This window comes from Roseobacter insulae (assembly GCF_019375555.1).
GTDB classification, from domain to species: domain Bacteria; phylum Pseudomonadota; class Alphaproteobacteria; order Rhodobacterales; family Rhodobacteraceae; genus Roseobacter; species Roseobacter insulae.
Genome location: NZ_JAHXDN010000001.1, coordinates 1,120,535 through 1,144,816, shown reverse-complemented (window position 1 = coordinate 1,144,816; position 24,282 = coordinate 1,120,535). Strand labels below are relative to the sequence as shown.

Annotated in this window: 20 protein-coding genes; 9 read left to right on the top strand and 11 right to left on the bottom strand. The window is 59.2% G+C overall.

Annotation, left to right across the window (positions count from 1 at the left end; genetic code table 11):
* The 3 genes from KX928_RS05490 to KX928_RS05480 all read right to left on the bottom strand — a co-directional run bounded on the left by KX928_RS05490 (nucleotide 1) and on the right by KX928_RS05480 (nucleotide 1,988).
* A complete protein-coding gene (locus tag KX928_RS05490; protein WP_257883525.1) occupies nucleotides 1-318 on the bottom strand; it encodes an RtcB family protein in 318 nt (105 codons plus the stop codon).
* 324 nt (nucleotides 319-642) lie between these two features.
* On the bottom strand, nucleotides 643-909 hold the full coding sequence (locus tag KX928_RS23945) for an AAA family ATPase (RefSeq protein WP_308342214.1): 267 nt from the start codon (nucleotides 907-909) through the stop codon (nucleotides 643-645).
* A 266-nt stretch (nucleotides 910-1,175) separates the two neighbouring features.
* Complete coding sequence (locus KX928_RS05480; protein ID WP_219499766.1) at nucleotides 1,176-1,988, bottom strand: RNA ligase family protein; 813 nt, start codon at nucleotides 1,986-1,988, stop codon at nucleotides 1,176-1,178.
* Between the two features lie 641 nt (nucleotides 1,989-2,629).
* Here KX928_RS05480 and KX928_RS05475 point away from each other — a divergent pair.
* Nucleotides 2,630-3,817 (top strand): elongation factor Tu, encoded by a 1,188-nt coding sequence (locus KX928_RS05475; protein WP_444518278.1) that lies wholly within the window; start codon nucleotides 2,630-2,632, stop codon nucleotides 3,815-3,817.
* A gap of 1,071 nt (nucleotides 3,818-4,888) precedes the next feature.
* Here KX928_RS05475 and KX928_RS05470 read toward each other — a convergent pair.
* Nucleotides 4,889-7,183, bottom strand: a complete 2,295-nt coding sequence (locus tag KX928_RS05470; RefSeq protein WP_219499762.1) for an adenosylcobalamin-dependent ribonucleoside-diphosphate reductase — start codon at nucleotides 7,181-7,183, stop codon at nucleotides 4,889-4,891.
* Between the two features lie 123 nt (nucleotides 7,184-7,306).
* Between KX928_RS05470 and KX928_RS05465 the strand changes: the two genes are divergently transcribed.
* A complete protein-coding gene (locus KX928_RS05465; RefSeq protein ID WP_219499760.1) occupies nucleotides 7,307-7,738 on the top strand; it encodes a DUF1489 family protein in 432 nt (143 codons plus the stop codon).
* A gap of 3 nt (nucleotides 7,739-7,741) precedes the next feature.
* Here the strand turns inward: KX928_RS05465 and hisG are convergent, their stop codons facing one another.
* The 3 genes from hisG to hisS are packed head-to-tail and all read right to left on the bottom strand — an operon-like array spanning nucleotide 7,742 to nucleotide 11,063.
* On the bottom strand, nucleotides 7,742-8,434 hold the full coding sequence (hisG, locus tag KX928_RS05460) for an ATP phosphoribosyltransferase (RefSeq protein WP_219499759.1): 693 nt from the start codon (nucleotides 8,432-8,434) through the stop codon (nucleotides 7,742-7,744).
* Complete coding sequence (locus KX928_RS05455) at nucleotides 8,431-9,513, bottom strand: ATP phosphoribosyltransferase regulatory subunit (RefSeq protein WP_219499758.1); 1,083 nt, start codon at nucleotides 9,511-9,513, stop codon at nucleotides 8,431-8,433. Before KX928_RS05455 ends, hisG begins: the two co-directional genes overlap by 4 nt.
* Complete coding sequence (gene hisS, locus KX928_RS05450; RefSeq protein WP_219499757.1) at nucleotides 9,510-11,063, bottom strand: histidine--tRNA ligase; 1,554 nt, start codon at nucleotides 11,061-11,063, stop codon at nucleotides 9,510-9,512. Before hisS ends, KX928_RS05455 begins: the two co-directional genes overlap by 4 nt.
* Before the next feature lie 130 nt (nucleotides 11,064-11,193).
* On the opposite strand from hisS, the gene KX928_RS05445 reads away from it, so the two are divergent.
* Complete coding sequence (locus KX928_RS05445; protein WP_219499756.1) at nucleotides 11,194-11,388, top strand: SlyX family protein; 195 nt, start codon at nucleotides 11,194-11,196, stop codon at nucleotides 11,386-11,388.
* Here the strand turns inward: KX928_RS05445 and dnaE are convergent.
* Entirely contained in the window at nucleotides 11,385-14,885 is a 3,501-nt protein-coding gene (dnaE, locus tag KX928_RS05440; RefSeq protein ID WP_219499755.1) for a DNA polymerase III subunit alpha, read from the bottom strand. The genes KX928_RS05445 and dnaE overlap by 4 nt on opposite strands.
* A gap of 367 nt (nucleotides 14,886-15,252) precedes the next feature.
* On the opposite strand from dnaE, the gene KX928_RS05435 reads away from it, so the two are divergent.
* From KX928_RS05435 to KX928_RS05415, 5 genes are all read left to right on the top strand, one after another.
* Complete coding sequence (locus KX928_RS05435) at nucleotides 15,253-16,767, top strand: ABC transporter ATP-binding protein (RefSeq protein WP_219499754.1); 1,515 nt, start codon at nucleotides 15,253-15,255, stop codon at nucleotides 16,765-16,767.
* Between the two features lie 60 nt (nucleotides 16,768-16,827).
* Nucleotides 16,828-17,910 carry an ABC transporter permease gene (locus tag KX928_RS05430; RefSeq protein ID WP_219499753.1) on the top strand — a complete coding sequence of 361 codons (1,083 nt, stop codon included), beginning with the start codon at nucleotides 16,828-16,830 and terminating at the stop codon, nucleotides 17,908-17,910.
* Entirely contained in the window at nucleotides 17,910-18,830 is a 921-nt protein-coding gene (locus tag KX928_RS05425) for an ABC transporter permease (RefSeq protein ID WP_219499751.1), read from the top strand. Before KX928_RS05430 ends, KX928_RS05425 begins: the two co-directional genes overlap by 1 nt.
* A 52-nt stretch (nucleotides 18,831-18,882) precedes the next feature.
* Nucleotides 18,883-19,962 carry a BMP family ABC transporter substrate-binding protein gene (locus tag KX928_RS05420; RefSeq protein ID WP_219499749.1) on the top strand — a complete coding sequence of 360 codons (1,080 nt, stop codon included), beginning with the start codon at nucleotides 18,883-18,885 and terminating at the stop codon, nucleotides 19,960-19,962.
* Nucleotides 19,963-20,151: 189 nt separating this feature from the next.
* Nucleotides 20,152-20,562: a universal stress protein gene (locus tag KX928_RS05415; RefSeq protein WP_219499747.1), complete on the top strand. Its 411-nt coding sequence runs from the start codon at nucleotides 20,152-20,154 to the stop codon at nucleotides 20,560-20,562.
* Between the two features lie 46 nt (nucleotides 20,563-20,608).
* Here KX928_RS05415 and KX928_RS05410 read toward each other — a convergent pair whose 3' ends face one another.
* The 3 genes from KX928_RS05410 to KX928_RS05400 form a co-directional block, all read right to left on the bottom strand.
* Complete coding sequence (locus tag KX928_RS05410; protein WP_219499745.1) at nucleotides 20,609-21,979, bottom strand: glutamate--cysteine ligase; 1,371 nt, start codon at nucleotides 21,977-21,979, stop codon at nucleotides 20,609-20,611.
* Between the two features lie 67 nt (nucleotides 21,980-22,046).
* Complete coding sequence (locus tag KX928_RS05405) at nucleotides 22,047-22,568, bottom strand: hypothetical protein (protein WP_219499743.1); 522 nt, start codon at nucleotides 22,566-22,568, stop codon at nucleotides 22,047-22,049.
* Entirely contained in the window at nucleotides 22,565-23,296 is a 732-nt protein-coding gene (locus KX928_RS05400; RefSeq protein WP_219499741.1) for a 16S rRNA (uracil(1498)-N(3))-methyltransferase, read from the bottom strand. Before KX928_RS05400 ends, KX928_RS05405 begins: the two co-directional genes overlap by 4 nt.
* 12 nt (nucleotides 23,297-23,308) lie before the next feature.
* Here KX928_RS05400 and ubiA point away from each other — a divergent pair, with 12 nt between their 5' ends.
* Complete coding sequence (ubiA, locus tag KX928_RS05395) at nucleotides 23,309-24,271, top strand: 4-hydroxybenzoate octaprenyltransferase (RefSeq protein ID WP_219499738.1); 963 nt, start codon at nucleotides 23,309-23,311, stop codon at nucleotides 24,269-24,271.
* Nucleotides 24,272-24,282 lie beyond the last annotated feature (11 nt).

Below are 24,282 nucleotides of genomic sequence, written 5' to 3'. Positions count from 1 at the left end.
CTATCTTGTCTTCGCAAAAATTGTGACCGTTGAAAACCCGCACCGGGTTGCCGCGCCCCAATATGTGCCGCAGCCGATATCGTTGCCGATGAGCTGCGGAAAAACACGATCCAAAAAAACCGCACGACCAACCGGCCCGTATTTGCCGGGATGCAAATCAGGAAAGGCCGCGATTTTTTGCACGCCGGTCCAGCCGGCAATTTCTTCAAGTTGCGCTTCGGCCCGTCCTTCGATCCAGGCCGCAGGTGTATAGAATTTTGTGATGATGCCGTCGCTGGACACAGCGGACGCGCGACCACCCAAGACAGGGTTGCCCATGTGATAGTTCCCAAAAACGTATGTAGAGACGCCAACGGCGAGCCGGCGAACTGGATCAAACCTGATCTGATTTCAGCTTAGGTGTTGATCGGCCCTGGAAGGGCAAAATGACGAATATTCATATGTGTCCCTTTTCTGTGTGGGGTTACGATTTGGGTCCTATGGACCAATTGGAGACCGTCACCTATTGTGGATCGATGATTCCTTCAAAGGTTTTTTAACACACCGATATCGCTGAGTGACCAAATCGCAACACGACTGTGTTCCGGTGGTCATTGGGGTGACAGCATCATACATTGTCGGTAATTCGATGCGCTTTCCAAGTTACAAGTGGCTCCCGGTTTTTGCAAGATGGTCGAAAACCGCATCTGGCCTGTCTCGGTTGTTCCGGTAAAGCTGTTCGGAACCCGCCTCGATACAGGCGATCTCAATATGCGCGCCATAGTCCCGGAGGAGCCGCAATATCTTTGACCTGTTCCGCCACGTAACGTTTGCTGCGTTCTGGACAAAATCCATGCCCGCCCGGAGATGCTCCCGCGCACGTGCATGGGCCGCCTTAATGACCTGCCCCTGATTGTCTGTCGCTGACACGTCCAATTCCTCGCGGATCGAATTGATAGCTCTGCTTATTCGGCGACAGTGTCTGCCATTCTTCATCTGCCACGAGTGTCTCGACCACTATTCACGTGTGAGTACCCACATCTCCCTCAGCCTGGTGGATAGGGTTCTGCGGGCAATCGTCCAGCGCGGCCAATTCGGGCCAAAGAGGTCAGATCGTATCCCAATCCGGGTGCCGGGCCGGGCGGATCGGAACTAACGACAACAACGGCTGATGCGCCACAGTGGGTTTTGCCAGATTACGCATCATAGGCTCCTTCCAAACCAAGTCGGGGTGCGAATATATCGACCCCATTGGCCAGAGCATTGGGCAGGATAGGTCGATCCTGCCAGTGGCCATCCGAGGCCTGAATCGCCTGATGGAAGTCAGCCCGTACAAACTTGAACCGATCCTGCACGCGGTTTGCACTTTCTTGTTTGATGTACAGCCCCTCGGCCAAGTCACTGTCTTCAGTCTGTTGCTCAACCATATCGGGGCGGCTATTCGACTGAACCGCCGCCTCTGCCAATACCTCCCGCCAATTCTCCGATTTGTAGGGCGTGTGCCTGACCATGGCATTGAGTTGATCGACCGACTTAAGCGCGCCTTCATGCACGACCGGCACCGGCATCACCGGCAAACCCGTCAACAAGGATCGGCGCGCGGCTGTGCTCAGAAACGTCTCTGTTTCACGGTCAAGTACATCAAACTCCATGAAGTAATGCGGCAAACGGTCGTAAAAGACCGTGTGCTTGGCATACATCCATTCGCCATACATGACATAGCGATGGCCAAGCACGGGATAGACTACATGTGCATGCGCCGCAGCCCAGGTTTTGAAGAGCGCAAAGTGGCGCTCCCTGCCTCCGCCCAGCAGAAAATGCCCCCTGCTTTGCAGCAGCAGGTTTCCTTCTTCGTCAAACGAAACGGCGGAATTGGCACCGTCGAGCTTTTCCTCGACGGTCAGATGTTGGCCAGCCAACTCTTTGATGGGTTTGTCGTCCGCAATGTCACCAACTTGAAGGCGCGAACCTTCAATATGCCGCGTGCGCGGATATTTGTAGATTTTCATAACTGTCTCACAATGTATCGAGTTCACACAAAAAGCACCCGGCCAATATGATCGGGTTAAAAGCTAGATATGTGCGCAGGCGTTACATGGGTCTTCCGTGGGGTTCGGGGGTGAGACAGAATGCGTCGGATAATCGTAGCGCGGTTAAAAATCAATACCGGGCATGGCATCAGAAACCATGATTGAGGGTACTGCCCCTAGGCTGTGTTATGGTTACGACAATAACCTGTGTCACTGATCTAACCCCAAGGGTTGGATAGTCCACAGAAAAGCTCCAATAGGAATTTCCTTGCATTGCGCAGGACAAGCACCTAACCAGTCGGCTCAAATCAGAGGATACCGTCATGAAATCGGTTTTTGAAATTCAGAATCTGAGTGCCGCTTCAGTTCATGCTGACGCGTCTGCAGTCGATTCATGGGAGTTTTAAACCGCCTCTGAAAGAGATTTCCGGAGGCTGAGGCCTCCGCTTGGTTCAGATTTATGACCCCGGATGGCCGCCGCCTCCGGGGTTTCGAATTTCGGGCCATATGCCATCTGCATCCGGTCCGATTTGAGATTGGCGCGCCAATGCCAATGGCCGTCTCATATGCGCTTGGCCAGCGTGTGTGGGGCGGCGCTCATGAGCCAAAGGAGAAAAGAAATGGCTGTGAAACTGAATGTGAACGTCGGCACCATTGGTCACGTCGACCATGGGAAAACCACCCTGACCTCGGCCCTGACGCAGATCCAGGCCGCGCGCCTGGGCGGGCAAGCTTTGTCCTTCGATCAGATCGACAAGGCTCCCGAGGAAAAGGCACGTGGGATCACGATCAACACCAGTCACGTGGAGTATGAGTCCGAGACCCGGACCTATGCCCATATCGACTGTCCCGGACACGCCGATTATGTGAAGAACATGATCACCGGAGCGTCTCAGATGGATGGCGCGATCCTGTTGATCGACGGCACCGAGGGCGCGGCCAAACAGACAATCGAGCACATCCTGCTCGCCCGTCAGGTGAATGTCGCAAACATGGTTGTCTTTGTAAACAAGATGGACATGCTGTCGGATGTCGAGCGCGTTGAAATGGCCGAGTTGATCGAGCTGGAGACCGGCGCGCTGCTGGAGGCGCAGGGGTATGAAAATACACCCTTCATCTTTGGTTCTGCGTTGCAGGCGCTTGAGGCGGCTTTGCGCGGCGATCTGGACGCTCCCGAGATGGCCTGCATCAAAGAGCTGGTAGATGCAATGGACCGTCATTTTCCGGACCCTGTGCGGGACTATGACAGCCCGTTCATGATGCCGATCGAAGGTGTGCACACTATTCCGGGCCGTGGCACGGTCGTGTCTGGCCGGGTTGAGCGAGGTGTCATCAAGGTTGGTCAGCCAGTCGAGGTGATTGGCTTGTCGAATGACGGCGCCGAGTTGATCGTGACGGGCACGCAGGCCTTCCGCAAGGACGTGCCCGAAGCAAAGGCTGGCATGAATGTCGGTCTGCTTTTACGCGGCTTGAAGCGGGATGAGGTCCAGCGTGGCCAAATCCTCAGTGCACCGGGTGTCATCCAGCCCTACCAAAAGGGCCGGGCTGAGATCTTCGTGCTGACTGCCGAGGAAGGCGGGCGTCATACAGCCTTTTCGACCGGCTATAGCCCGCAATTCTTTTTCGGAGTAACGGATATCACCGGTGTGATTGATGTCTCCGAGGGCATGCCAGTTCTCCCGGGATCTCAGGCCAAGGTCGGGTTTGTCCTGCACAAGCCCGTTGGCATCGAAAAAGGTGTCCGGTTTGCCCTGCGTGAGGGCGGCAAGACCGTTGGCGCCGGGATCGTAACCGAGGTTGCGACCTGAAAGTCTGAAATGAAGGCCATGGCCCTGTTTGCTCCGGGCCATGGCTACCTTTCCAGTGTGACCGAAATTGTCTTGTGCTATCGTCCCAAGGCCTCGACGGTATCCGAGATCGACGTGAAATCATTGCACGCGAAGATTGGCCAATTGATGCTGGAAAATTGGCTCTTTAGGCGGGGCACTCGACAAGGCCGGTCTGCTGCCGAGCGCAAAGAATTGAAGGATCGACCCCGCAATCTGAGCTTCACGCGTCGGGCCGATCTGCTCGGGATCAGCCGGGGCAGCCGGTACTATGGATCGCACCCTGCCAGCGAAGACGACCTTCTCGCCAGGGCTCTTCGTTGTCTTTCTCATCGTCCACTCCCGGGTGTTTACGATGAGCAACAAACCCACTCTTATCAACGCGGCCTAGTTGGACCAACAGGCGCTGACGTCAGACATCTCTCCGCTCGTCGGGGCATCTTGCGCTGATCGCCGCACTTATATCTTCCCACAAGGAACAGGGCTTCTCCCAGGCAACATTGGCTGAAGGATTAAAGAGCAACCAGTCTTTCGTTACTAGAATTTAGACCAAACAGCGACGCATTGACGTTCCAGAGTTGGTGACATTGGCCCGGGCATTGACCACGTCACCAGAACACTTCTTGAGGGTCGTCGCTGATGCCGTGTCGCCGGACGAGAAATTTTTAGATACTGATAAGTAACGATGTTGCGGAGTAGAAAAACGCCGAGATTATCTGGCGCCTCGCAGGCTGCAGACAATAGTGACAACAAAAATCGAGCAAAAATTTGGTCACGTAATGCTGAATGAAGTGAACACCGGCACACCTGAAGTTGCGACCCCAGTGGGCCGAGTACCTTAGTCTAGTGCTCGATGCGTTCTCGTTTGAGGGCACATCAAAATCTAAGAACGGTGATGCGCTGTAACGACCCGCAGCTGCTCCAAGACTTTGCCCTACTTGTGCTCCCAAAATCTGGTAAATACACGTGCGATGTGAAGGGAATGCACACGAGTTACAACGAAATGGAAGATTTACGGGTCATTTCACAGCAAGAAGTTAGCTTTTACACTGCCTAACCACACTTGGAATAGCCGCAACTGCCGCAGGTCATGCATCCCTCGACCATACGCAGATCATATTGGCCACAACTGCTGCAGGCTTGCCCGCGAGATGTATCGAGACCCACAACCTGCGCCTGCGGGTCCGACTTCAGGCCCATACCTTCCCCTGCGATGAAACCGGTCGCAATCATATGCTGTTCTATCACGCCGCCAATCGCGGCAAGGATGGATGGAATATATTTCCCCTGCATCCAGGCGCCACCGCGCGGATCAAACACTGCTTTCAACTCTTCAACGACAAAAGACACATCCCCCCCGCGCCGGAAAACCGCCGATATCATCCGGGTCAGCGCCACGGTCCAGGCAAAGTGTTCCATATTCTTGGAATTGATGAACACCTCGAACGGCCGCCTGTGCCCGCCCAGCACGATATCATTGATCGTGATATAGAGTGCATGCTCACTGTCTGGCCATTTGACCTTGTACGTGTTGCCCTCCAGTTCGCTTGGTCGGTCCAGCGGTTCCGACATGTAAATGACATCGCCATGCGGTGTGGCAGGCTCGACATCTGACGAGGTGATGACCTCGGGTGCGTCGCCTGCGGGTTTCTCCTCGGCGACACTCAGCACGGAGCCCGTCACCGCATTGGGACGATACGTCGTGCACCCTTTGCACCCCGTGTCCCAGGCCTGCATGTAGACATCCTTGAAGGCGTCAAAACTGATGTCTTCCGGACAGTTGATTGTTTTCGAAATCGAACTGTCGACCCACTTCTGGGCCGCTGCCTGCATCTTGACGTGATCCGCGGGCGCAAGTGTTTGCGCATTGACGAAATGATCTGGCAAAGCGGCCTCGCCAAACTTCTCGCGCCAGAGGTTGACCGCGTAATCCACCACTTCTTCTTCGGTGCGCGATCCGTCTTTCTGAAGAACCTTGCGGGTGTAGGCATAGGCAAAAACCGGCTCGATCCCGGAAGACACGTTCCCGGCATAAAGGCTGATCGTGCCTGTAGGCGCGATGGATGTCAGCAATGCATTGCGAATGCCGTGTTTGCGCACGGCGTCCCTTAAGTCATCGTCCATGGCCTGCATGGTACCAGAGGCAAGATAGGCCTCCGCATCAAAAAGCGGAAACGCGCCTTTTTCCTTCGCCAATTGCACCGACGCCAGATACGCGGCGCGGGCGATCCGGCGCAACCAGTCTTGCGTCTGACGCGCCGCCTCGTCGGAACCATATCGCAAGCCGACCATCAAAAGCGCATCCGCCAGTCCGGTCACTCCAAGCCCTATCCGGCGCTTTGCCTGCGCTTCACCTGCCTGCGGGTCCAGGGGAAACCTCGACACATCGACGACATTGTCCATCATCCGCACGGCCGTCGCGACCAGCTCCTGCAATGCGTCTTCATCCAGTACGGCAGCATCCTCGAACGGTTCAGTTACAAGACGCGCAAGGTTGATGGACCCCAGAAGGCACGCGCCATAGGGCGGCAATGGCTGCTCACCACAGGGGTTGGTCGCCGCAATCGTCTCGCAGTAGTTCAGGTTGTTCGCGGCATTGATCCGGTCAATGAAAATCACCCCGGGCTCGGCGTAATCGTAAGTGGCCTGCATGATCCGGTTCCACAGATCCACGGCCTGCACCGTACGATAAACCTTGCCATCGAACTCCAGGTCCCAAGGCGCATCCGCCTTGACCGCTTCCATGAAGGGATCGGTGATCAGAACGGACATGTTGAACATCCGCAGGCGCGCCGGATCAGATTTGGCCGCGATGAAATCCTCTACGTCGGGGTGATCACAGCGCATGGTCGCCATCATCGCGCCGCGGCGCGATCCTGCCGACATGATGGTCCGGCACATGGCGTCCCATACGTCCATGAAGCTCAGGGGCCCCGAGGCATCCGCCGCAACACCATGGACATCCGCCCCCTTGGGCCGGATGGTCGAAAAATCATAGCCGATGCCGCCGCCCTGCTGCATCGTCAGGGCCGCCTCCTTAAGCATTTCGAAGATGCCGCCCATGCTGTCTGGTATCGTGCCCATCACGAAGCAATTGAACAAGGTGACCGACCGCGCGGTCCCGGCCCCGGCGGTGATCCGACCTGCAGGCAGGTATTTAAAATCCTCCAGCGCCGCGTAAAAGTGGTCTTCCCAGACCTCCGGCTCCTGCTCGACCTTGGCCAGATCGCGCGCGATGCGTCGCCACGTATCCTCAACCGTCACATCCTTCGGCGTGCCGTCGGCCTCTTTGAAACGGTACTTCATATCCCATATCTGTTCGGCGATGGGGGCGGCAAAACGCGTCATGGCGTCGATTCCTTGCTGGCGATCATCAGATCGCCAATCTACCACCCATTGAAGCTTTGGGCAATTGTACTACGATATATGCTATGATTTCGAGATTCTGTGTATGTAGGCGTGGGAAACCCTGTGGATAAGTCCGTGAACCTGATCAAACTCTCTGTCGGCTCGGAAAGCGTGGACAGCCTGATCGCATGGCAAGCCACCAAACGGGCACAGGGACCGGACGGGCTGCCACGCCACATCACGCGAATGTGGCCCAAACGCGCGGCGGAAATTCTGAACGGCGGCTCGATCTACTGGGTCGTCAAAGGCATGCTGCAATGCCGCCAACGGGTCCTGAGACTGGACGAAGTGACAGGCGGCGATGGCATCCGCCGCTGCGCCATCGTGCTCGATCCGGATGTGATCCGTACACAAAGCAGCCTCAAACGCCCGTTTCAGGGCTGGCGGTATCTGCCGGTGGGCGATGCGCCGCCGGACCTGCCGAAAGGCCGCGCCTCCGAAGAACCGCTGCCGGTGGACCTTAACCGCGCGCTGGCCGAAATCGGCGTGCTCTGACGCTCACAGCGACAGCTGTGTCATCAGGCTCTTGATCACCACGCGATCAGCGTCCCCGACATCCGCAACGCGGCTGCGCCACAGCGTCGCCTGCGAACGTAAAATAGGGTCGTCCGACAACACCTTGAGATGATTGGCCCGCAGCGTCTCGCCGCTTGAGGTGATATCCGCAATGGCCTCCGCCGTTTCGTTTGCGACCGTCCCCTCCGTTGCGCCCTGGCTGTCCACCAAGGCGTAATCCGCCACGCCGCCGTGGCGCAGGTATTCACGCACAAGCCGGTGATACTTCGTCGCGATCCGCAGCCGCATGTCATGTGTTGACCTGAAAGCCGTTGCGACCGCATCGAGATCGTCGAGCGTGTCGACATCGACCCAGGCCTTCGGCACCGCCATCACCAGATCGGCTTGGCCAAAACCCAGCTCTTGCAGAGACTCCAGCTGCTGCTCCCAGAGAGGCAGTTTCTCCTGCACAAGGTCGGTTCCCGTCACGCCGAAATGAATGCGGCCGGCTGCCAGCTCGCGCGGGATTTCACCTGCGGACAATAAAACCAGCGCCACGCCGTCGATACCGTCCACCGTGCCCGCATATTCGCGTTCGGACCCGGTGCGGGTTAAGACGACACCGCGTTGTCTGAACCAGTCAAACGTCTTTTCCATCAACCGGCCCTTGGACGGGACACCCAGTTTGACCGTCATCCCAAAGCCTCCAGTTCCAGCATCAAGCCCGGTCGCAGGACGCCACCCACGGCAGGTATTTCGCCGCCGTCGCCCAATCGGCTGGTCAGCGCATCATATCGTCCTCCCGAGGCAACGGCCGGCAGATCCGGTCTCGTGGCGCTGAAAAAGCCGAAAACGAAGCCATCATAATACTCCATCGACGTCCGGCCAAAGCTTGTCTCGAAGGACAGGTCTTCCACGTCCACACCACGATCAGCCAGCGCCTCGGCACGTGCTTCGGCCCCCGATACAGCCCGTGCAATCGACGGCAGATCGACGGCGATGTCACGCAATCGTTCCAGCGCGAAAGGCGTGGTCTCGCGGACGCTCAGCAACGCATCGAGCAGCTCAACCTCCCCCGTCGACAGCGGCGGCGCGGCCGCGTCCTGCCGCAGGGTTTCAATTCGCCTGTCAATCTCGCTTTGGCTGCGCTTTCCGACAAGCGGCACATCCGGCAGCGGCAGCTCACCTGCCAGCAGTTTGCGGCGCTCCGCCGTCAGCGGGACACGCCCGGCATAACGCTCCAAAAGCGCGCGAAACCGCCGGGGGCGCCATATGTGCCGCAAGAGAGCTGCCTTGCGAGGCGCTGTTGTACGCAACCCTTTGACGGCGGCCATCAAAATCCCGATATCACCCGTTGCGGCGCGCAGGTTCAGATGCACGACCGCCTCCGCCAGCAGCGCGAAGACTTCGGCATCGGCGGCGGCCGGGTCCGTGCGGTCGAACACCTCAAAGCCAACCTGAATGAATTCGTTGGCCCGGTCCGGGTCATGTTCCTGACGCCGGAACACCTCGCCCGAATAGGTGTAGCGCGCGGGTTCCGCGCCGTGGGCCATGTGCATCTGCACCACGGGGACAGTGAAATCCGGGCGCAGCATCTGTTCACCGCGCAGCGCATCGGAGGTGATGTAGGCACGGGCGCGAATTTCTTCGCCGTAAAGGTCAAGCAATGTCCGCGCAGGCTGCAGGATCGGCGTCTCGACCGAGACAGCGCCCGCGGCTTCAAAGTCGCCACGCAACTCTGCCGCGCGCGCGAGCGTTTTGGCGCGGGTGATCATTGCCCAGCCTCGCCCCCCGCCAAGCCGTGCTGCTTGAGAATGTCGCGGACCCTGGCAACCAGTTGATCGCACGGGACCTCAAACTGGCTGGGGCGGTCCTTCCACTCTTCCAGCGTGGCACTTTCGGCGATTTTTGCGCCCAGGATCAGGTCCTTGATCTGGATGACCCCCCGCGCCTTCTCGTCCCCGCCTTCGATCACAGCCACCGGGCTGCCCCGACGGTCCGCATATTTCAGCTGGTTGCCAAAATTCCTGGGATTGCCAAGATAGACCTCCGCCCGGATGCCCGCCTGCCGCAATTCCGCGACCATGGCCTGATAGTCGGCCATGCGGTCACGGTCCATGACGGTCACCACCACGGGGCCATCCTCCCGGGTCTGCATCCGCCCCTTGGCATGCAGCGCGGCGAGCAGCCGGTCTACGCCGATGGAGATACCGGTTGCGGGCACTTCCTGCCCGGTGAACCGCTTGACCAGATCGTCATAGCGCCCGCCGCCAGCAACAGAGCCAAAGTTGCGCGTGCGACCCTTCTCGTCCTGAATGTCGAAGGTCAGTTCCGCCTCGTAGACGGGGCCGGTGTAATAGCCAAGGCCGCGTACCACGGACGGGTCGATGACGATCCGATCTTCAAAGTATTCGCCTGCTTCGAGCAAGTGGACGATGTGCTCAAGTTCAGAGACGCCATCAAGGCCTCGAATTGCGCCTCCTAAAAGATTTTTGAGATTGCTTATTGTGGCTGCGTTCGAGGCACCTCTGCTTTCAAGAAAAGACAGCACAAGATCAGCCTGGTGAGTGTCTAATCCGACCCCCTTGGTGAAGTCTCCAGATTCGTCCTTGCGACCACCAGTTAGGAGAAGTGCAACCCCTTCGCTTCCAAACTTGTCGAACTTATCGATCGCCCGGAGGATTTCATCTTTTCGCGTTTCCGAGTCGTACACCGCCGACAGCATTTTGTCTTCGGAAACAGCGTCAAATCCAAACACTAAGTCAAGCACGCCGTTCAGCACCTTGCGGTTGTTCACGCGGATGACGTAGTCGCCGCGCGGGATGCCGACCTCTTCGAGGCAGTCGGCCAGCATCGCGCAGATCTCCGCGTCCGCCGCCACGGAGGGCGCGCCAACTGTATCCGCATCGCATTGATAAAACTGCCGAAACCGCCCCGGGCCGGGTTTTTCGTTACGCCAGACCGGGCCCATCGCATAGCGGCGGTAAGGCTTGGGCAGATCGTTCTGATGCTGCGCATAGACCCGCGCCAGGGGCGCTGTCAGGTCATAGCGCAGGGCCAGCCAGTCGCCCGGCTTGTCGGCCTCCGCGTCCTCCTGCCAGGCAAAGACGCCCTCGTTCGGGCGGTCGACGTCGGGCAGGAACTTGCCCAATGCCTCCACCGTTTCGACCGCCGAGCTTTCCAGCGCATCGAACCCATACCGATGATAGACCCCGGCAATCCGGCGCAGCATCTCGGCGCGCTGAGTGACCTCTGCACCGAAATAATCGCGGAAACCCTTGGGCGTCTCGGCCTTGGGGCGGGGTGTCTTCTTGGGCTTGGCCATGGAATTACCTTTGGCTTTTGGGTTCGCGCGCGGTCTAGCGGAAGGGGCGGCTACAGACAAGGCGGTGCAGCGCCCTCTTTATCGCGCGCGCGCCGCGTGCTAGGCGCAGGGCCTACAAGAGGACATCACCGTGGAAAAGCTCGAAGAACAGATTGCGCACCTCACGCGTACGGTCGACGACCTGTCCGATGTGGTTGCCAGACAGGAGACGGAGATCGCGACGCTGACGCGCCGTGTCCACATGCTGATGCAGCGCGAGGGGGAGCGCGAGGCGCAGCAATCAGGCGGAATCGTGGTTGGTGACGAACGGCCGCCGCATTATTAGAGGTCTTCGACCTCCAGCACGCCGCTCAGCGATTTAATCGCGCCCTTGATCTGCGGGTTCACCACGAACTGCTGGCCGAGTTCAACCTCGACTTCTCCCGGCAGACTGGGATCCATCAGGCAAAACTCGACAGGACCCCGCCCAGCGCTTTTGACCGCCTCGGCGGCACCTTCAAGAACGCTGGCCACTGCTGAAATGGCCTCGGGCGCGTCCACAAAGACCCGGAGGCCCATGCCCCCCGCGTCCGCAGTCACCGCATCAATGGGGGATACGGACCGGGCCAGGAGCTTCAGCTGATCGGCCTCCAGCGTGGCCTCCACCGCGACAACAACCTTCGCACCGGTTTCCAGATGTTCGCGCGACTTCTCAAGGGTCTCGGAAAACAGCGTAACCTCGTAAGCGCCCGTGGTATCGGACATCTGGCAGAACGCAAACCGATTGCCGCGCGCTGATTTGCGTTCCTGTCGCCCGGCAACGATACCGGCCAGCTTCGCATTCAACGGACCGCTTTCAGCTTTTGCCATGACCTCGTCGAGTGTCAGAATGCCCTTGCGCTTGAGCGGTCCCATATAGTCGTCCAGAGGGTGGCCAGAGAGGTAAAAGCCCACGGCTTTGAATTCTTCGGCCAGACGTTCCGCCGGCAACCAGTCGTCCACGGGATGCAGGCGGGGTTCAGGCAGGTCCTCACCTGCCTCGCCGAACAGCGACACCTGGCTGGAGGCCTTCTGCTCGTGGATTGCGGCGGAGTAGCCCACCAGCGCATCGAGCGCCCCAAAGACCCGGCGGCGATTGGAATCCAGCTGGTCAAAAGCGCCCGAGCGTGCCAGCATTTCCAGCGGTCGCTTGCCAACCCGCTTGAGATCGACCCGGCGCGCCAGATCGAAGAGAGTGGCGAAGGGTTTATCGCCCCTGCCTTCGGTGATCAGGTTCATCGCCTCGACGCCAACATTCTTGAGCGCGCCCAATGCATAGACAAGCGCGCCGTCCACAACCTTAAATGTCGAATCGGACCGGTTTACGCAGGGCGGCACCCATGGCAGTTCCAGCCGCTTGCGGACTTCTTCGAAGTATACCGCCAGTTTATCTGTCAGGTGGATGTCGCAGTTCATGACGCCGGCCATGAATTCGACGGGATGGTTCGCCTTGAGCCACGCGGTCTGGTAGCTGACCACGGCATATGCGGCGGCGTGCGACTTGTTGAACCCGTAGTTCGCGAATTTCTCCAACAGATCGAAAACCTCGGTGGCCTTTTTCTTGTCCACGCCGTTTTCCATCGCGCCCTTTTCGAACTTGGGGCGTTCCTTGGCCATTTCCTCGGCAATCTTTTTACCCATCGCGCGGCGCAGCAGGTCCGCGCCGCCCAGGCTGTAACCCGCCATAACCTGCGCGATTTGCATCACCTGTTCCTGGTACACGATAATGCCCTGGGTTTCCTTGAGAATATCGTCGATCAATGGGTGGATAGACTCAAGTTTCCGCAGCCCGTTCTTGACCTCGCAATAGGTCGGAATATTCTCCATCGGGCCGGGCCGGTAGAGCGCGACAAGCGCTACGATATCCTCGATACAAGTGGGTTTCATACGCTTGAGGGCATCCATCATACCCGAGCTTTCCACCTGAAACACTGCAACCGTCTTGGCGGAGGCATAGAGCTTGTACGAGGCCTCATCATCCAGCGGGATCGTGCCGATATCGTCACTAAGCCCTTCGGGTGGGTCAAACAGTTCGGTGCCGTCTGCGGCAATGTGCAGATGCCGCCCCGACGCCTTGATCTGGTCCACGGCGTTCTGGATTACCGTCAGGGTTTTCAGGCCCAGAAAGTCGAATTTCACCAACCCGGCCTGTTCTACCCATTTCATGTTGAACTGGGTTGCGGGCATATCGGAGCGCGGGTCCTGATAGAGCGGCACAAGCGCGTCCAGCGGCCTGTCCCCGATCACGACGCCCGCCGCGTGGGTTGACGCGTTCCGCAGCAATCCTTCGACCTGCTGCCCGTATTCCAGCAGACGCGCGACCACTTCTTCGTTGCGGGCCTCCTCGCGCAACCGCGGCTCATCGGCCAGGGCTTTTTCAATGGAGACGGGTTTCACGCCTTCGACCGGGATCATCTTGGACAGCCGGTCCACCTGGCCGTAGGGCATTTGCAGCACGCGCCCGATGTCCCGCACGGCGGCCTTGGAAAGCAACGCCCCGAAGGTGATGATCTGACCGACCCTGTCGCGGCCGTATTTCTCCTGCACGTAGCGGATGACTTCCTCACGCCGGTCCATGCAGAAGTCGATGTCGAAGTCCGGCATCGACACCCGCTCCGGATTCAGAAAACGTTCGAACAGCAGGTTGTATCGCAACGGATCAAGGTCGGTAATGGTCAGCGCGTAGGCCACCAGTGATCCCGCACCCGATCCGCGCCCCGGCCCCACCGGAATACCTTCGTCCTTGGCCCATTTGATAAAGTCGGCGACAATCAGGAAGTACCCCGGAAACCCCATACCTTCGATGATGCCCAGTTCGAAATCAAGCCGCTTTTCATATTCCTCGACACTGGTGGCGTGGGGGATGACCGAGAGGCGGTTCTTCAACCCGTCGTGCGCCTGTCGTCGCAGCTCCGCAATCTCATTATCGGCGAACTTCGGCAGGATCGGGTCGCGTCTGTAGGCCTGAAAGGCGCAGCGTTTCGCGATCTCCACCGTGTTTTCGACCGCCTCCGGCAAGTCCGCGAAAAGCGTGACCATCTCGGATTGCGATTTGAAGTAATGCTGCGCGGTCAGGCGGCGACGCTCTTGCTGCTGGTCGACATATGCGCCCTCCGCGATGCAGATCAGTGCATCGTGGGCCTCGTACATGTCCGCGTTCGGGAAATAGACATCGTTGGTGGCAACCAGCGGCAGATCCATGTCGTAAGCCATCTCGACGAAGCCGCGTTCAGTCAGACGTTCCGCTTCGGGTTGGCCGCTTTCTCCCGGATGGCGCTGCAATTCAACATAAAGCCTGTCCCCGAAGGCCGCTTTCAACCGGTCCATCAAGGCCTGCGCGGCAGGCACCTGGCTTGCTTGCAGCAACTTGCCGACGGGGCCATCCGGACCGCCGGTCAGGCAGATCACGTCCCCCGCGTGTGCTTCCAACTGATCCAGAGTGACCTGCGGCAAGGCTCCCCCCTTGTCGACGTAGAGACAGGAGTTGAGCTTCATCAGGTTTTCGTATCCGGTTTCCGATTGCGCCAGAAGAACCACCGCCGCAGGTGCGCGCGGCTTCTCTCCCGGACGGGTTTCAACATAGGTCAGATCGACCTGACACCCCAGGATCGGCTGTACCCCTGCCCCGGACATCGCGACAGAGAATTCCAGCGCGGCGAACATATTGTTCGTGTCCGTCAGCGCCAGCGCTGGCATATCAGCATTGCGGCACAGCTCCGGCAGCTTTTTAAGACGCAACGCACCTTCCAGAAGCGAGTATTCCGAATGGCTGCGCAGGTGAATGAATCGGGGATTTATGCTCATGCTCCGACCCTAGTGGAGGCGTCTCGCCACCACCAGCCAGAAGACAATCCAAAAGTCATTTTCGACAGGTCGAGGCACAAGCGATAGTAGAAAACCGCCTTTTTGCTTGCAAAAGGACACAACGCCCGCTTAGCCTCTGCTTGGTTATTTCCCGCCTGCCGTTCTACGCCGCATCGAACGCATGGCACAAAAGGGACCACTGGTACCGCGGCGGATCTGGCCGAATGAAAATTGCGTTTCGCCTCACCGGAGAAACAGGGGCTCAGGCCGTGGACAATCCTGCAACTGGGCCTGAGACCGGCATGGTAACTGCCCCCGCCGCAAGAGAACAACCGGGGCCTTATGGCGACGCAGTGGATCGGGCACCATGACACCCCTGCTGTCCCTGAAAGACCTGACAAAAGCGTATCCCGGCGTTGTGGCGAATGACAACGTCTCCCTCGAAATCGCACCGGGAGAAGTGCATTCGCTGCTGGGCGAAAACGGTGCGGGCAAATCCACGCTGGTCAAGATGATCTACGGTTTGGTCAAACCCGATCACGGCGAGATGCGGATGCACGGGGCCGATTATGCCCCGTCCGAGCCACGCGCGGCGAGGGCGGCGGGGGTTGGCATGGTGTTCCAGCACTTCTCGCTTTTCGACGCCCTGACCGTGGCGGAGAATATTGCGCTTGGCATGGAAAATGCGCCGAGGCTCAGCGCGTTGTCCGACCAGATCCGAAAAGTGTCCGACACATACGGGCTCCCGTTGGCGCCGGATCGCATCGTCGGTGACCTGTCCGCAGGGGAGCGGCAGCGCGTCGAAATCATCCGCTGCCTGTTGCAAGAGCCGAAACTGCTGATCATGGATGAACCCACATCCGTTCTGACGCCGCAGGAAGTCGATATCCTGTTCGAAACGCTGCACAAGCTCAGCACCGATGGCACCGCAATTCTTTATATTTCTCATAAGCTTGAGGAAATCAGAACCCTGTGCGATTCAGCAACGATCCTGCGGCTGGGCAAAGTGGTCGGGACGTGTGTGCCCAAGGAAACCACGGCGCGCGAAATGGCAGAGATGATGGTGGGCAAAGTCCTCGGCACCCCAACGCGCGCCGGAGTAACACCGGGTGACACCGTGCTTGAACTGAACAGTCTTTCGCTGCCCTCTCCATCCGCTTTTGGCATGCCGCTTCGTGATATCTCGGTGAAGCTGCGCGCAGGAGAGGTACTGGGCATCGGCGGCGTCGCAGGCAACGGTCAGGACGAATTGCTGGCCGCGCTGTCTGGCGAGATGCTTGCGCCCCCTGGTACGCTGAAGATGAAAAATGTCGATATCGGCAAGCTTGGGCCAAATGCCCGGCGCGCCATCGGCCTGCTCGCGGCACCCGAGGAGCGTCTGGGCCATGCTGCCGCACCGGACATGTCCCTGACGGAAAATGCGATGCTGACCGGCGCTGCCCGGGAGGGGTTGGAAAACCGCGGGTTTCTTAATTGGCCGGCCGCACGGGGTTTTGCGGAAAAGATTATCGAAACCTTTGACGTCCGCACACCGGGTCCGGGCAACGCGGCAAGGTCGTTGTCCGGCGGGAACCTGCAAAAGTTTGTTATTGGTCGCGAAGTCCTGCAACGACCGGAAATACTTGTGGTGAACCAGCCCACCTGGGGGGTGGACGCCTCGGCTGCGGCAGCGATCCGGCAGGCCCTGCTGGATCTGGCCGAAGCGGGTGCTGCGGTCATCGTGATCAGTCAGGATCTGGATGAACTGATGGAAATTTCCGACCGTTTCGCCGCATTGAACGAGGGGCGCCTGTCAGACCCGCGCAGCACCGATGGGCTGACTGTCGAACAGATCGGTCTGATGATGGGCGGCGCACACGGGATGGAGGTGGCGCATGTGTGACCTGCATCCGGTTGCCTCTCTTCTCCGCCGCTCGCCCCCGACGACAGACGGGGGCGTTTCATGATACGCCTTGAAAAACGGCCCCAACCCAGCCGGACCTTTGCGTATCTCACGCCATTGCTCGCTGTCCTTGCCACCTTCTTTTTTGGCGGGTTACTCTTCGCGGCCCTTGGCAAGGATCCCGTCGCGTCGATCCTGACAATCTTTTGGGAACCGCTGTTTGGCGAATTCTCCTTTTACTACCGCCCGCAATTGCTGATCAAAGGCGCTCCCCTTGTCCTGATCGCTATCGGGCTGAGCCTTGGGTTCAAGGCCGGCATCTGGAACATCGGGGCCGAAGGTCAGTACATCATGGGGGCGCTCTTCGGGGCCGGTGTTGGGTTGGCATTCTATCCCGCCGAAAGCTTTCTGATCTTTCCGCTGATGGTGCTGGCAGGCGGTTTCGGCGGTTGGCTCTGGGCAATGATCCCCGCCGTCCTGAAAGTGAAATTCGGCACCAACGAAATTCTGGTCTCGCTGATGCTGGTATATGTGGCAGAGCAGTTTCTCGCCTCCATGTCATTGGGCTTATTGAAAAACCCGGAAGGCTTCGGCTTTCCGGGCAGCCGAAACCTGCAGCAATACGACTCCGCCCATAACGCCGAGATCATCGTGGGTTCGGGCATGCACTGGGGCGTTGTGGCCGCGTTGATCGCGGTGATATTCGCCTATGTGCTCCTGGCGCGGCACCGGCTGGGTTTCGCCGTGCGGGTAACGGGCGAAGCGCCACGGGCCGCAAGGTTCGCCGGTGTCAACCCAAGCAGGCTGATCCTGTTCTGCCTTGGAACGTCTGGGCTGCTCGCAGGTTTGGCGGGATTGTTCGAAGTTTCCGGACCGGCCGGGCAGATCAGCATCGATTTCAATGTCGGGTACGGCTTTACCGCGATCATCGTGGCCTTTCTGGGCCGGCTGCACCCCATCGGCATTGTCCTTGCAGGGTTGCTGATGGCCCTGACCTACATCGGCGGCGATATCGCACAGAGCCAGTTGGGCCTGCCCGCAGCGGCGATCCAGGTTTTTCAGGGCATGTTGCTCTTCTTCCTGCTCGCACTGGATATGTTCACCAATTACCGGCTGCACTTTGGCAGAACGGAGGCGGCATAATGGATCTGTCAGTCATCAACCCGATCTTGCTTTTTGCCGCCCTGATGAGCGCCGCGACCCCCATTCTTTTTGCCGCCACCGGCGAATTGATCGTCGAACGTGCGGGCGTGTTAAACCTTGGCGTCGAGGGCATGATGATCGTCGGCGCGATCTGCGGCTTCGCCATTGCCGTGGAAACCGGTTCACCCATCGTAGGGTTTCTTGCGGCTGCCGCGGGCGGCGCCCTTCTGAGCCTGCTTTTCGCATTTCTGACGCAGATTACGCTGGCCAATCAGGTGGCATCCGGTCTGGCGCTGACACTCTTTGGTCTCGGGTTGTCCGCCCTGTTGGGTCAGGGATATGTCGGGATCAAACCCCCCAGACTGCCGGACGTAAACTTCGGGTTCCTCGCCGATATCCCGCTGATCGGACCCATCGTGTTTTCCCATGATCCCATTCTCTACGTCGGCCTGATCCTGGTGGCAGCTGTCTGGGCCACGCTGAAATTCACACGCGCCGGCCTGATCCTGCGGGCGGTGGGAGAGAACCACGACGCCGCACACGCACTGGGGTACAAGGTAGTTCGCATCCGGACACTGGCGATCATGTTCGGTGGTGCCTGCGCGGGCATGGGCGGCGCCTATATCAGCCTGATCCGCGTGCCACAGTGGACCGAAGGAATGACTGCCGGTGTCGGCTGGATCGCTCTCGCTCTTGTCGTCTTCGCCAGTTGGAAACCGTGGCGCGTCCTGCTGGGTGCCTATCTTTTTGGCGGGATCACGCAATTGCAACTCAATCTGCAAGGGGCAGGCGTTGCCATTCCCGTCGAATATCTGGCAATGTCGCCTTATCTGATCACCATCGTGGTACTGGTCATCCTGTCTGCGGATAAAAGTGCTGCGCCCGGCTCTCTGGGCCGAACATTCCACGCCTCGAGCTAGGGGCCAATCAACGCCCCGGGCAAGGGGCGGTTCAACATGGGGAAGACCTGAAATGAAAATCAAAACCCTTCTGGCCAGTGCCGCGATGGCGCTGGGTCTGGCAACCAGTGTTTATGCCGACGGTCACGAGAAAACCAAAGTCGGCTTTGTATACGTCGGGCCGGTCGGTGACGGCGGCTGGACATATGAACACAACAAAGGCCGTCTCGCGGTCGAGGAAGAGTTCGGCGATGCGGTTGAAACCGTTTTTGTGGAGAATGTGGCCGAAGGCCCCGATAGCGAGCGTGTGATGACCCAGATGGCGCTGGATGGCGCGGACCTGATATTCACCACCTCCTTCGGTTACATGGACCCGACCATCAACATCGCCAAGAAGTTTCCGGATGTGAAATTCGAACACGCAACCGGCTACAAACGCGCCGACAACGTTTCGACCTACTCCGCGCGTTTTTATGAAGGCCGCGCGATCCAGGGACATATCGCGGGCAGCATGACCAAGTCGAATATCATCGGATACATCGGCTCGTTCCCGATCCCCGAGGTGATCCGCGGCATCAACTCCGCCTATATCCATGCCAAGAAGGTCAACCCCGATGTGCAGTTCAAAATCGTTTGGGCATACACATGGTTCGATCCGGCAAAAGAAGCGGATGCTGCGAAGGTTCTGATCGAGCAGGGCGCTGACGTCGTGTTGCAGCACACGGACTCCACCGCCCCGCAGGCGGCGGCACAGGAGGCCGGCAACGTGATCACCTTCGGCCAAGCCTCTGACATGGGTCAATACGCGCCCCTGCCGCGCGTGTCGTCGATCATCGATGACTGGGCCCCCTACTACATCGCACGCACCCGGGCGGTGATGGATGGCACATGGGAAAGCAAAGACACATGGGACGGCATCGGCGCCGGCATGGTGGGCATTGGCGAGATTTCCGACGCCGTGCCCGCAGATATCAAGGAACAGGCGCTGGCGATGAAGACCGCAATTGCCGATGGCTCCTACCACCCCTTCACCGGCCCGCTGAAAAAGCAGGACGGCAGTGACTGGCTGGCCGAGGGCGAAGTGGCTGACGATGGCACGCTCGCGGGTATGAACTTCTACGTTGAGGGCCTCGAGGGCGACATTCCACAGTAAGCTTTCGCCTCAACACACCATTGAAGCGATCTTGACAGGCCCCGGGAAATCCGGGGCCTTTTCTTTTGCCGGTGATACCGGTTTTCGGATGGCGCGCGGCCATTTCTGACAAAATCGCTTCGGCATGATCTTGATCAAGGTACGGCCCAACCATGGTGGCTAGTCTGCGTGCAGCCAAGGAGAGACAAGATGTACAAGAATATCCTCGTTCCAATCGTCTTCGATCATGAAGACCGCGGAACAAAAGCCCTTGCCGTCGCACAACAGCTGCTCGACACCGACGGGAACATTACCCTGCTGCACGTGATGGAGGACATCCCAGCCTATGCCGCCGCCTATCTGCCGAATGATGTCATGGAGAAAAACCGCTCAACTGCGGTCGAAAAACTCGGCGCGATGACCAAGGCGGACGAGACCAGAATCTCAGCCGTGGTGATTGGCGGGCATGCCTATTCATCGATCCTCGAACATGCACAGAAGAACGACGTGGATTGCATCGTGATCGCGTCGCATAAACCCGGCTTCGAAGACTACTTTCTGGGCTCCACCGCCGCACGGGTCGTGCGCCATGCCAAGTGTTGCGTGCACATCCTGCGATAGCTCCCCGCATCGTTTCGGGATCACCCCGCAGCCCCGAGGCTTCGGATCAATAGGAGTATTCGGCGTAAATTCGCTTCAGATCGCCGTTCCAGTCGCCGTGGTAATGATCGAGCAATTCGTCCGCGGGCGATTTGCCGCTCTGGATGCTTTCGTGCAGTGCGTTGAGGAAATGGGTCTCGTCAGGAACCATACCCCCGGCGCCACTGCGCGCCCGCGCCTTGAGACCGGCGTGGCTGATGGCGACTGCCTCGCGGGCAATGTCGTGCATCCTGATTCCGTTCACCTCGGCCTGCAGCCCATCGACCGACGCCGCTACACGCATCGCGTCACGTGTTTCGGCATCCCAGCCTTTTGCCAGATCCCACGCCGCGTCCAGTGCGGTCTGATCATACATCATACCCACCCAGAATGCCGGCAACGCACACAACCTGCGCCACGGGCCGCCATCGGCACCGCGCATTTCGATGAAGCGCTTCATGCGCGCCTCGGGGAACGCCGTGGTCAGGTGGTCCGCCCAGTCAGAGATAAGCGGCAACTCTCCCGGCAGCGCAGGCAGTTCTCCCTTCAGGAAATCGCGGAACGACATACCAAGCGCGTCAATGTATTTGCCGTCGCGGTAGACGAAATACATCGGAACATCGAGCGCATATTCAACCCAGCGCTCAAAACCAAAACCCTCTTCGAACACGAAAGGCAGCGTGCCGGTGCGCGCGGCATCGAGGTCACGCCAGACCCGCGAACGCCATGATTTATGGCCATTCACCTTGCCTTCAAAGAACGGGGAATTGGCAAAGAGCGCAGTGGCCACCGGCTGCAAAGCCAAAGCCGTCCGCATTTTTTGGATCATATCGGCCTCGGAGCCGAAATCGAGATTGACCTGAACGGTGCAGGTCCGGCGCATCATCACGCGCCCCATGGTCCCCACCTTGGTCATGTATTCGTTCATCAGCTTGTAGCGGCCCTTGGGCATCAGGTCCATGTCGTCATGGGTCCAGATCGGAGCCGCGCCCAACCCGATAAAGCCCGCGCCGATCTTGTCTGCCACATCCTGAACTTCGCGCAGATGGGTGTTCACCTCGTCACAGGTCTCGTGGATTGTCTCCAGTGGTGCGCCGGATAACTCCAGCTGACCGCCGGGTTCGAGGCTGATATTCGCACCGTCTTTTTCGAGACCTATGAGGTAGTCGCCCTCAAAAACCGGGCTCCACCCGTGATCGTCGCGCAAGCCTTCCAACATCACCCGGATGGACCGTTCGCCCTCATAGGGGAGCGGCTTGAGAGTGTCTTTGCAATAGCCGAATTTCTCGTGCTCGGTGCCGATGCGCCAGTCTGCCTTGGGTTTACATCCATCCGCGAGATATTGCGCCAGCTGGTCGTGAGAAGTGATCGGGCCGCCGCCAGATTGAGGAATGGACATGAACGAGGCTCCGTTGGTTCTGCTGGTACGTCTAGCACATCAGGGATGGGACGAATTGATCAGGGTGTCAATGCAGGGAGAGCTGTGCGTTTTCGCGGGCCTCGCGCTGCCAGATCACGATCGGCTGTTTGCCCGGCTCCTGCAACGCGCTCAGCATCTTCTCCGTGCGCAGATCAGACAGCGTGGCAAAGGCGTCAAAGAGCGCATCGGCACCTTCAGCATTCACCGGGATCAGCAGAGCCGGGTGACCGGGCTGATCGAGACGCCAATGGGCCGGAAAAAGAGACTTGTCCAACGTCACCTTTGCCAGCTCCCTCAGGGCGACGGCGCCACCGGTGAGGGGGCCGAAATAGGTGATCTGGCCCTCGTCCACCTGCACCGAACCCGGCCCCTGCCCGCCGGAGCGGAAACGGGCCCGTTGGATGCCCAGCCAGATCAGGGCCGCACCGCCCAAGATGAACCCAACTGCGGGCAGCACGAGTAATCGGCCAGGGCCAACCAGCCACCATATCCCGGTGACCGCGATGACACCTCCGATGAGCACTTCGCGCCATTTGATCAATTGTGCCTTGGCCTCCGGTCGGATCATCGCCAGTCCCCCAGCTGTTGTTGCCACAGCGTCATGGCCGCCACAGCCGCCGTATCCGCCCGCAGAATACGCGGGCCGAGCGGTACTGCGTGGCAATGGTCGTAATTATGCAGCCGGTCACGCTCCGTTGCTGAAAACCCGCCCTCGGGGCCGATCAGGATCGCCCAGGGTCCATCGATTATTGGCAAGGACGTCGCGTCCCCTGCCCGGGCCTCGTCACAGAACATGATCTGGCGCGCCGGGTCCCATTGGCCCATCAGCCGGTCAAACCGGATCAACTCATCGACCTGGGGCACGTAGGTGCCGCCGCATTGCTCGGCGGCCTCGATCGCATGCGCCTGCAGCCTGTCACGCTGAATGCGCCCCGAATTGGTAAATTCCGTCTGTACCGGCAGGATGCGCGCCGCCCCCATTTCCACGGCCTTTTCGACGATAAAGTCGGTGCGCGCTTTTTTGATCGGCGCAAACAGCAACCACAGGTCCGGCGGCATCTGCAGCGGGCGGGTTTGGTCAAGAACCGCCAGGACGCCGCCGCGTTTTCCAGCCTCGATGACCTCACCCAGCCATTCACCGCGCTGCCCGTCAAAAAGAAGAACGTGGGCGCCGACCCCCAGGCGCATCACGCCGAAAAGGTAATGCGCCTGATCCCGCGACACAGGAACCGATTGCCCCGCCCCCAATGCGTGCTCTACATAAAGTCGGATCTTGGCTGTTACGATACGGTCCATGGAGAGATACATATGCAAGACCCGAGCGCAGCGCCAGATGGGCAGGTTGCAGATGCGGTAAAAGGCAACTGGGTGGATACGACAGCACCCGCATGGTCCCGGCCCTTCTTACGGCTGAGCCGAGCCGATCGGCCGATCGGCACCTGGCTTTTGTTGCTGCCCTGCTGGTGGGGGCTGGTGCTTGCCATGATCCACGACGGGCAGGCAAGCTGGCACGACCTCTGGATCGCCGTGGGGTGCGGTCTGGGCGCTTGGTTGATGCGTGGTGCCGGATGCACGTGGAATGACATCAGCGACCGGGATTACGACGGCAAGGTCGACCGGACGCGCTCACGACCCATTCCCTCCGGTCAGGTCACCGTGCGCGGCGCAATCATCTGGATGTGCATACAGTCGCTTCTTGCCTTCGGCATCCTGCTGACATTCAACCGGGCGGCCATCGCGATGGGCGTGCTCGCGCTGTTGCCCGTCACAATATACCCCTATGCCAAGCGCTTTACGTGGTGGCCACAGATCTTTCTGGGGCTGGCCTTTAACTGGGGTGCCATGTTGGCATGGGCCGCACATAGTGGCACGTTGCACGCGCCAGCGATCCTGCTCTATGCGGCTGGCATTGCCTGGACCCTCTTTTACGACACGATCTACGCCCATCAGGACACCGAGGACGACGCGCTGATCGGCATCAAGTCCACAGCCCGTCTTTTTGGAACCAATACCTCGAAATGGCTGCGCCGCTTCCTGATGGCGACCGTCGGCTTGATGGGGCTGGCGGTCATCTACGCCGCCCTGCCCAATGCCAGCGTTCTTGCCATGGTCCTTGCGCTTGCCGGTCCTTGGGCGATGGGATGGCACATGGCCTGGCAACTGCGGGGACTGGACATCGAGGATAGCGCGAAACTCTTGCAACTGTTTCGCGTGAACCGGGATACTGGCATGATCCCGCTGCTCTTTTTTGTCGCGGCGCTGTTGGCATGATTGAAACCGGC

What these genes read in the sequence shown, in the direction of transcription:
- KX928_RS05490 (WP_257883525.1), bottom strand. Translation starts at nt 318, where the DNA reads ATGGGCAACCCTGTCTTGGGTGGTCGCGCGTCCGCTGTGTCCAGCGAC.
- KX928_RS05480 (WP_219499766.1), bottom strand. Translation starts at nt 1,988, where the DNA reads ATGAAAATCTACAAATATCCGCGCACGCGGCATATTGAAGGTTCGCGC.
- KX928_RS05475 (WP_444518278.1), top strand. Translation starts at nt 2,630, where the DNA reads ATGGCTGTGAAACTGAATGTGAACGTCGGCACCATTGGTCACGTCGAC.
- KX928_RS05470 (WP_219499762.1), bottom strand. Translation starts at nt 7,183, where the DNA reads ATGACGCGTTTTGCCGCCCCCATCGCCGAACAGATATGGGATATGAAG.
- hisG (WP_219499759.1), bottom strand. Translation starts at nt 8,434, where the DNA reads ATGACGGTCAAACTGGGTGTCCCGTCCAAGGGCCGGTTGATGGAAAAG.
- KX928_RS05455 (WP_219499758.1), bottom strand. Translation starts at nt 9,513, where the DNA reads ATGATCACCCGCGCCAAAACGCTCGCGCGCGCGGCAGAGTTGCGTGGC.
- hisS (WP_219499757.1), bottom strand. Translation starts at nt 11,063, where the DNA reads ATGGCCAAGCCCAAGAAGACACCCCGCCCCAAGGCCGAGACGCCCAAG.
- dnaE (WP_219499755.1), bottom strand. Translation starts at nt 14,885, where the DNA reads ATGAGCATAAATCCCCGATTCATTCACCTGCGCAGCCATTCGGAATAC.
- KX928_RS05435 (WP_219499754.1), top strand. Translation starts at nt 15,253, where the DNA reads ATGACACCCCTGCTGTCCCTGAAAGACCTGACAAAAGCGTATCCCGGC.
- KX928_RS05430 (WP_219499753.1), top strand. Translation starts at nt 16,828, where the DNA reads ATGATACGCCTTGAAAAACGGCCCCAACCCAGCCGGACCTTTGCGTAT.
- KX928_RS05425 (WP_219499751.1), top strand. Translation starts at nt 17,910, where the DNA reads ATGGATCTGTCAGTCATCAACCCGATCTTGCTTTTTGCCGCCCTGATG.
- KX928_RS05420 (WP_219499749.1), top strand. Translation starts at nt 18,883, where the DNA reads ATGAAAATCAAAACCCTTCTGGCCAGTGCCGCGATGGCGCTGGGTCTG.
- KX928_RS05415 (WP_219499747.1), top strand. Translation starts at nt 20,152, where the DNA reads ATGTACAAGAATATCCTCGTTCCAATCGTCTTCGATCATGAAGACCGC.
- KX928_RS05410 (WP_219499745.1), bottom strand. Translation starts at nt 21,979, where the DNA reads ATGTCCATTCCTCAATCTGGCGGCGGCCCGATCACTTCTCACGACCAG.
- KX928_RS05405 (WP_219499743.1), bottom strand. Translation starts at nt 22,568, where the DNA reads ATGATCCGACCGGAGGCCAAGGCACAATTGATCAAATGGCGCGAAGTG.
- KX928_RS05400 (WP_219499741.1), bottom strand. Translation starts at nt 23,296, where the DNA reads ATGGACCGTATCGTAACAGCCAAGATCCGACTTTATGTAGAGCACGCA.
- ubiA (WP_219499738.1), top strand. Translation starts at nt 23,309, where the DNA reads ATGCAAGACCCGAGCGCAGCGCCAGATGGGCAGGTTGCAGATGCGGTA.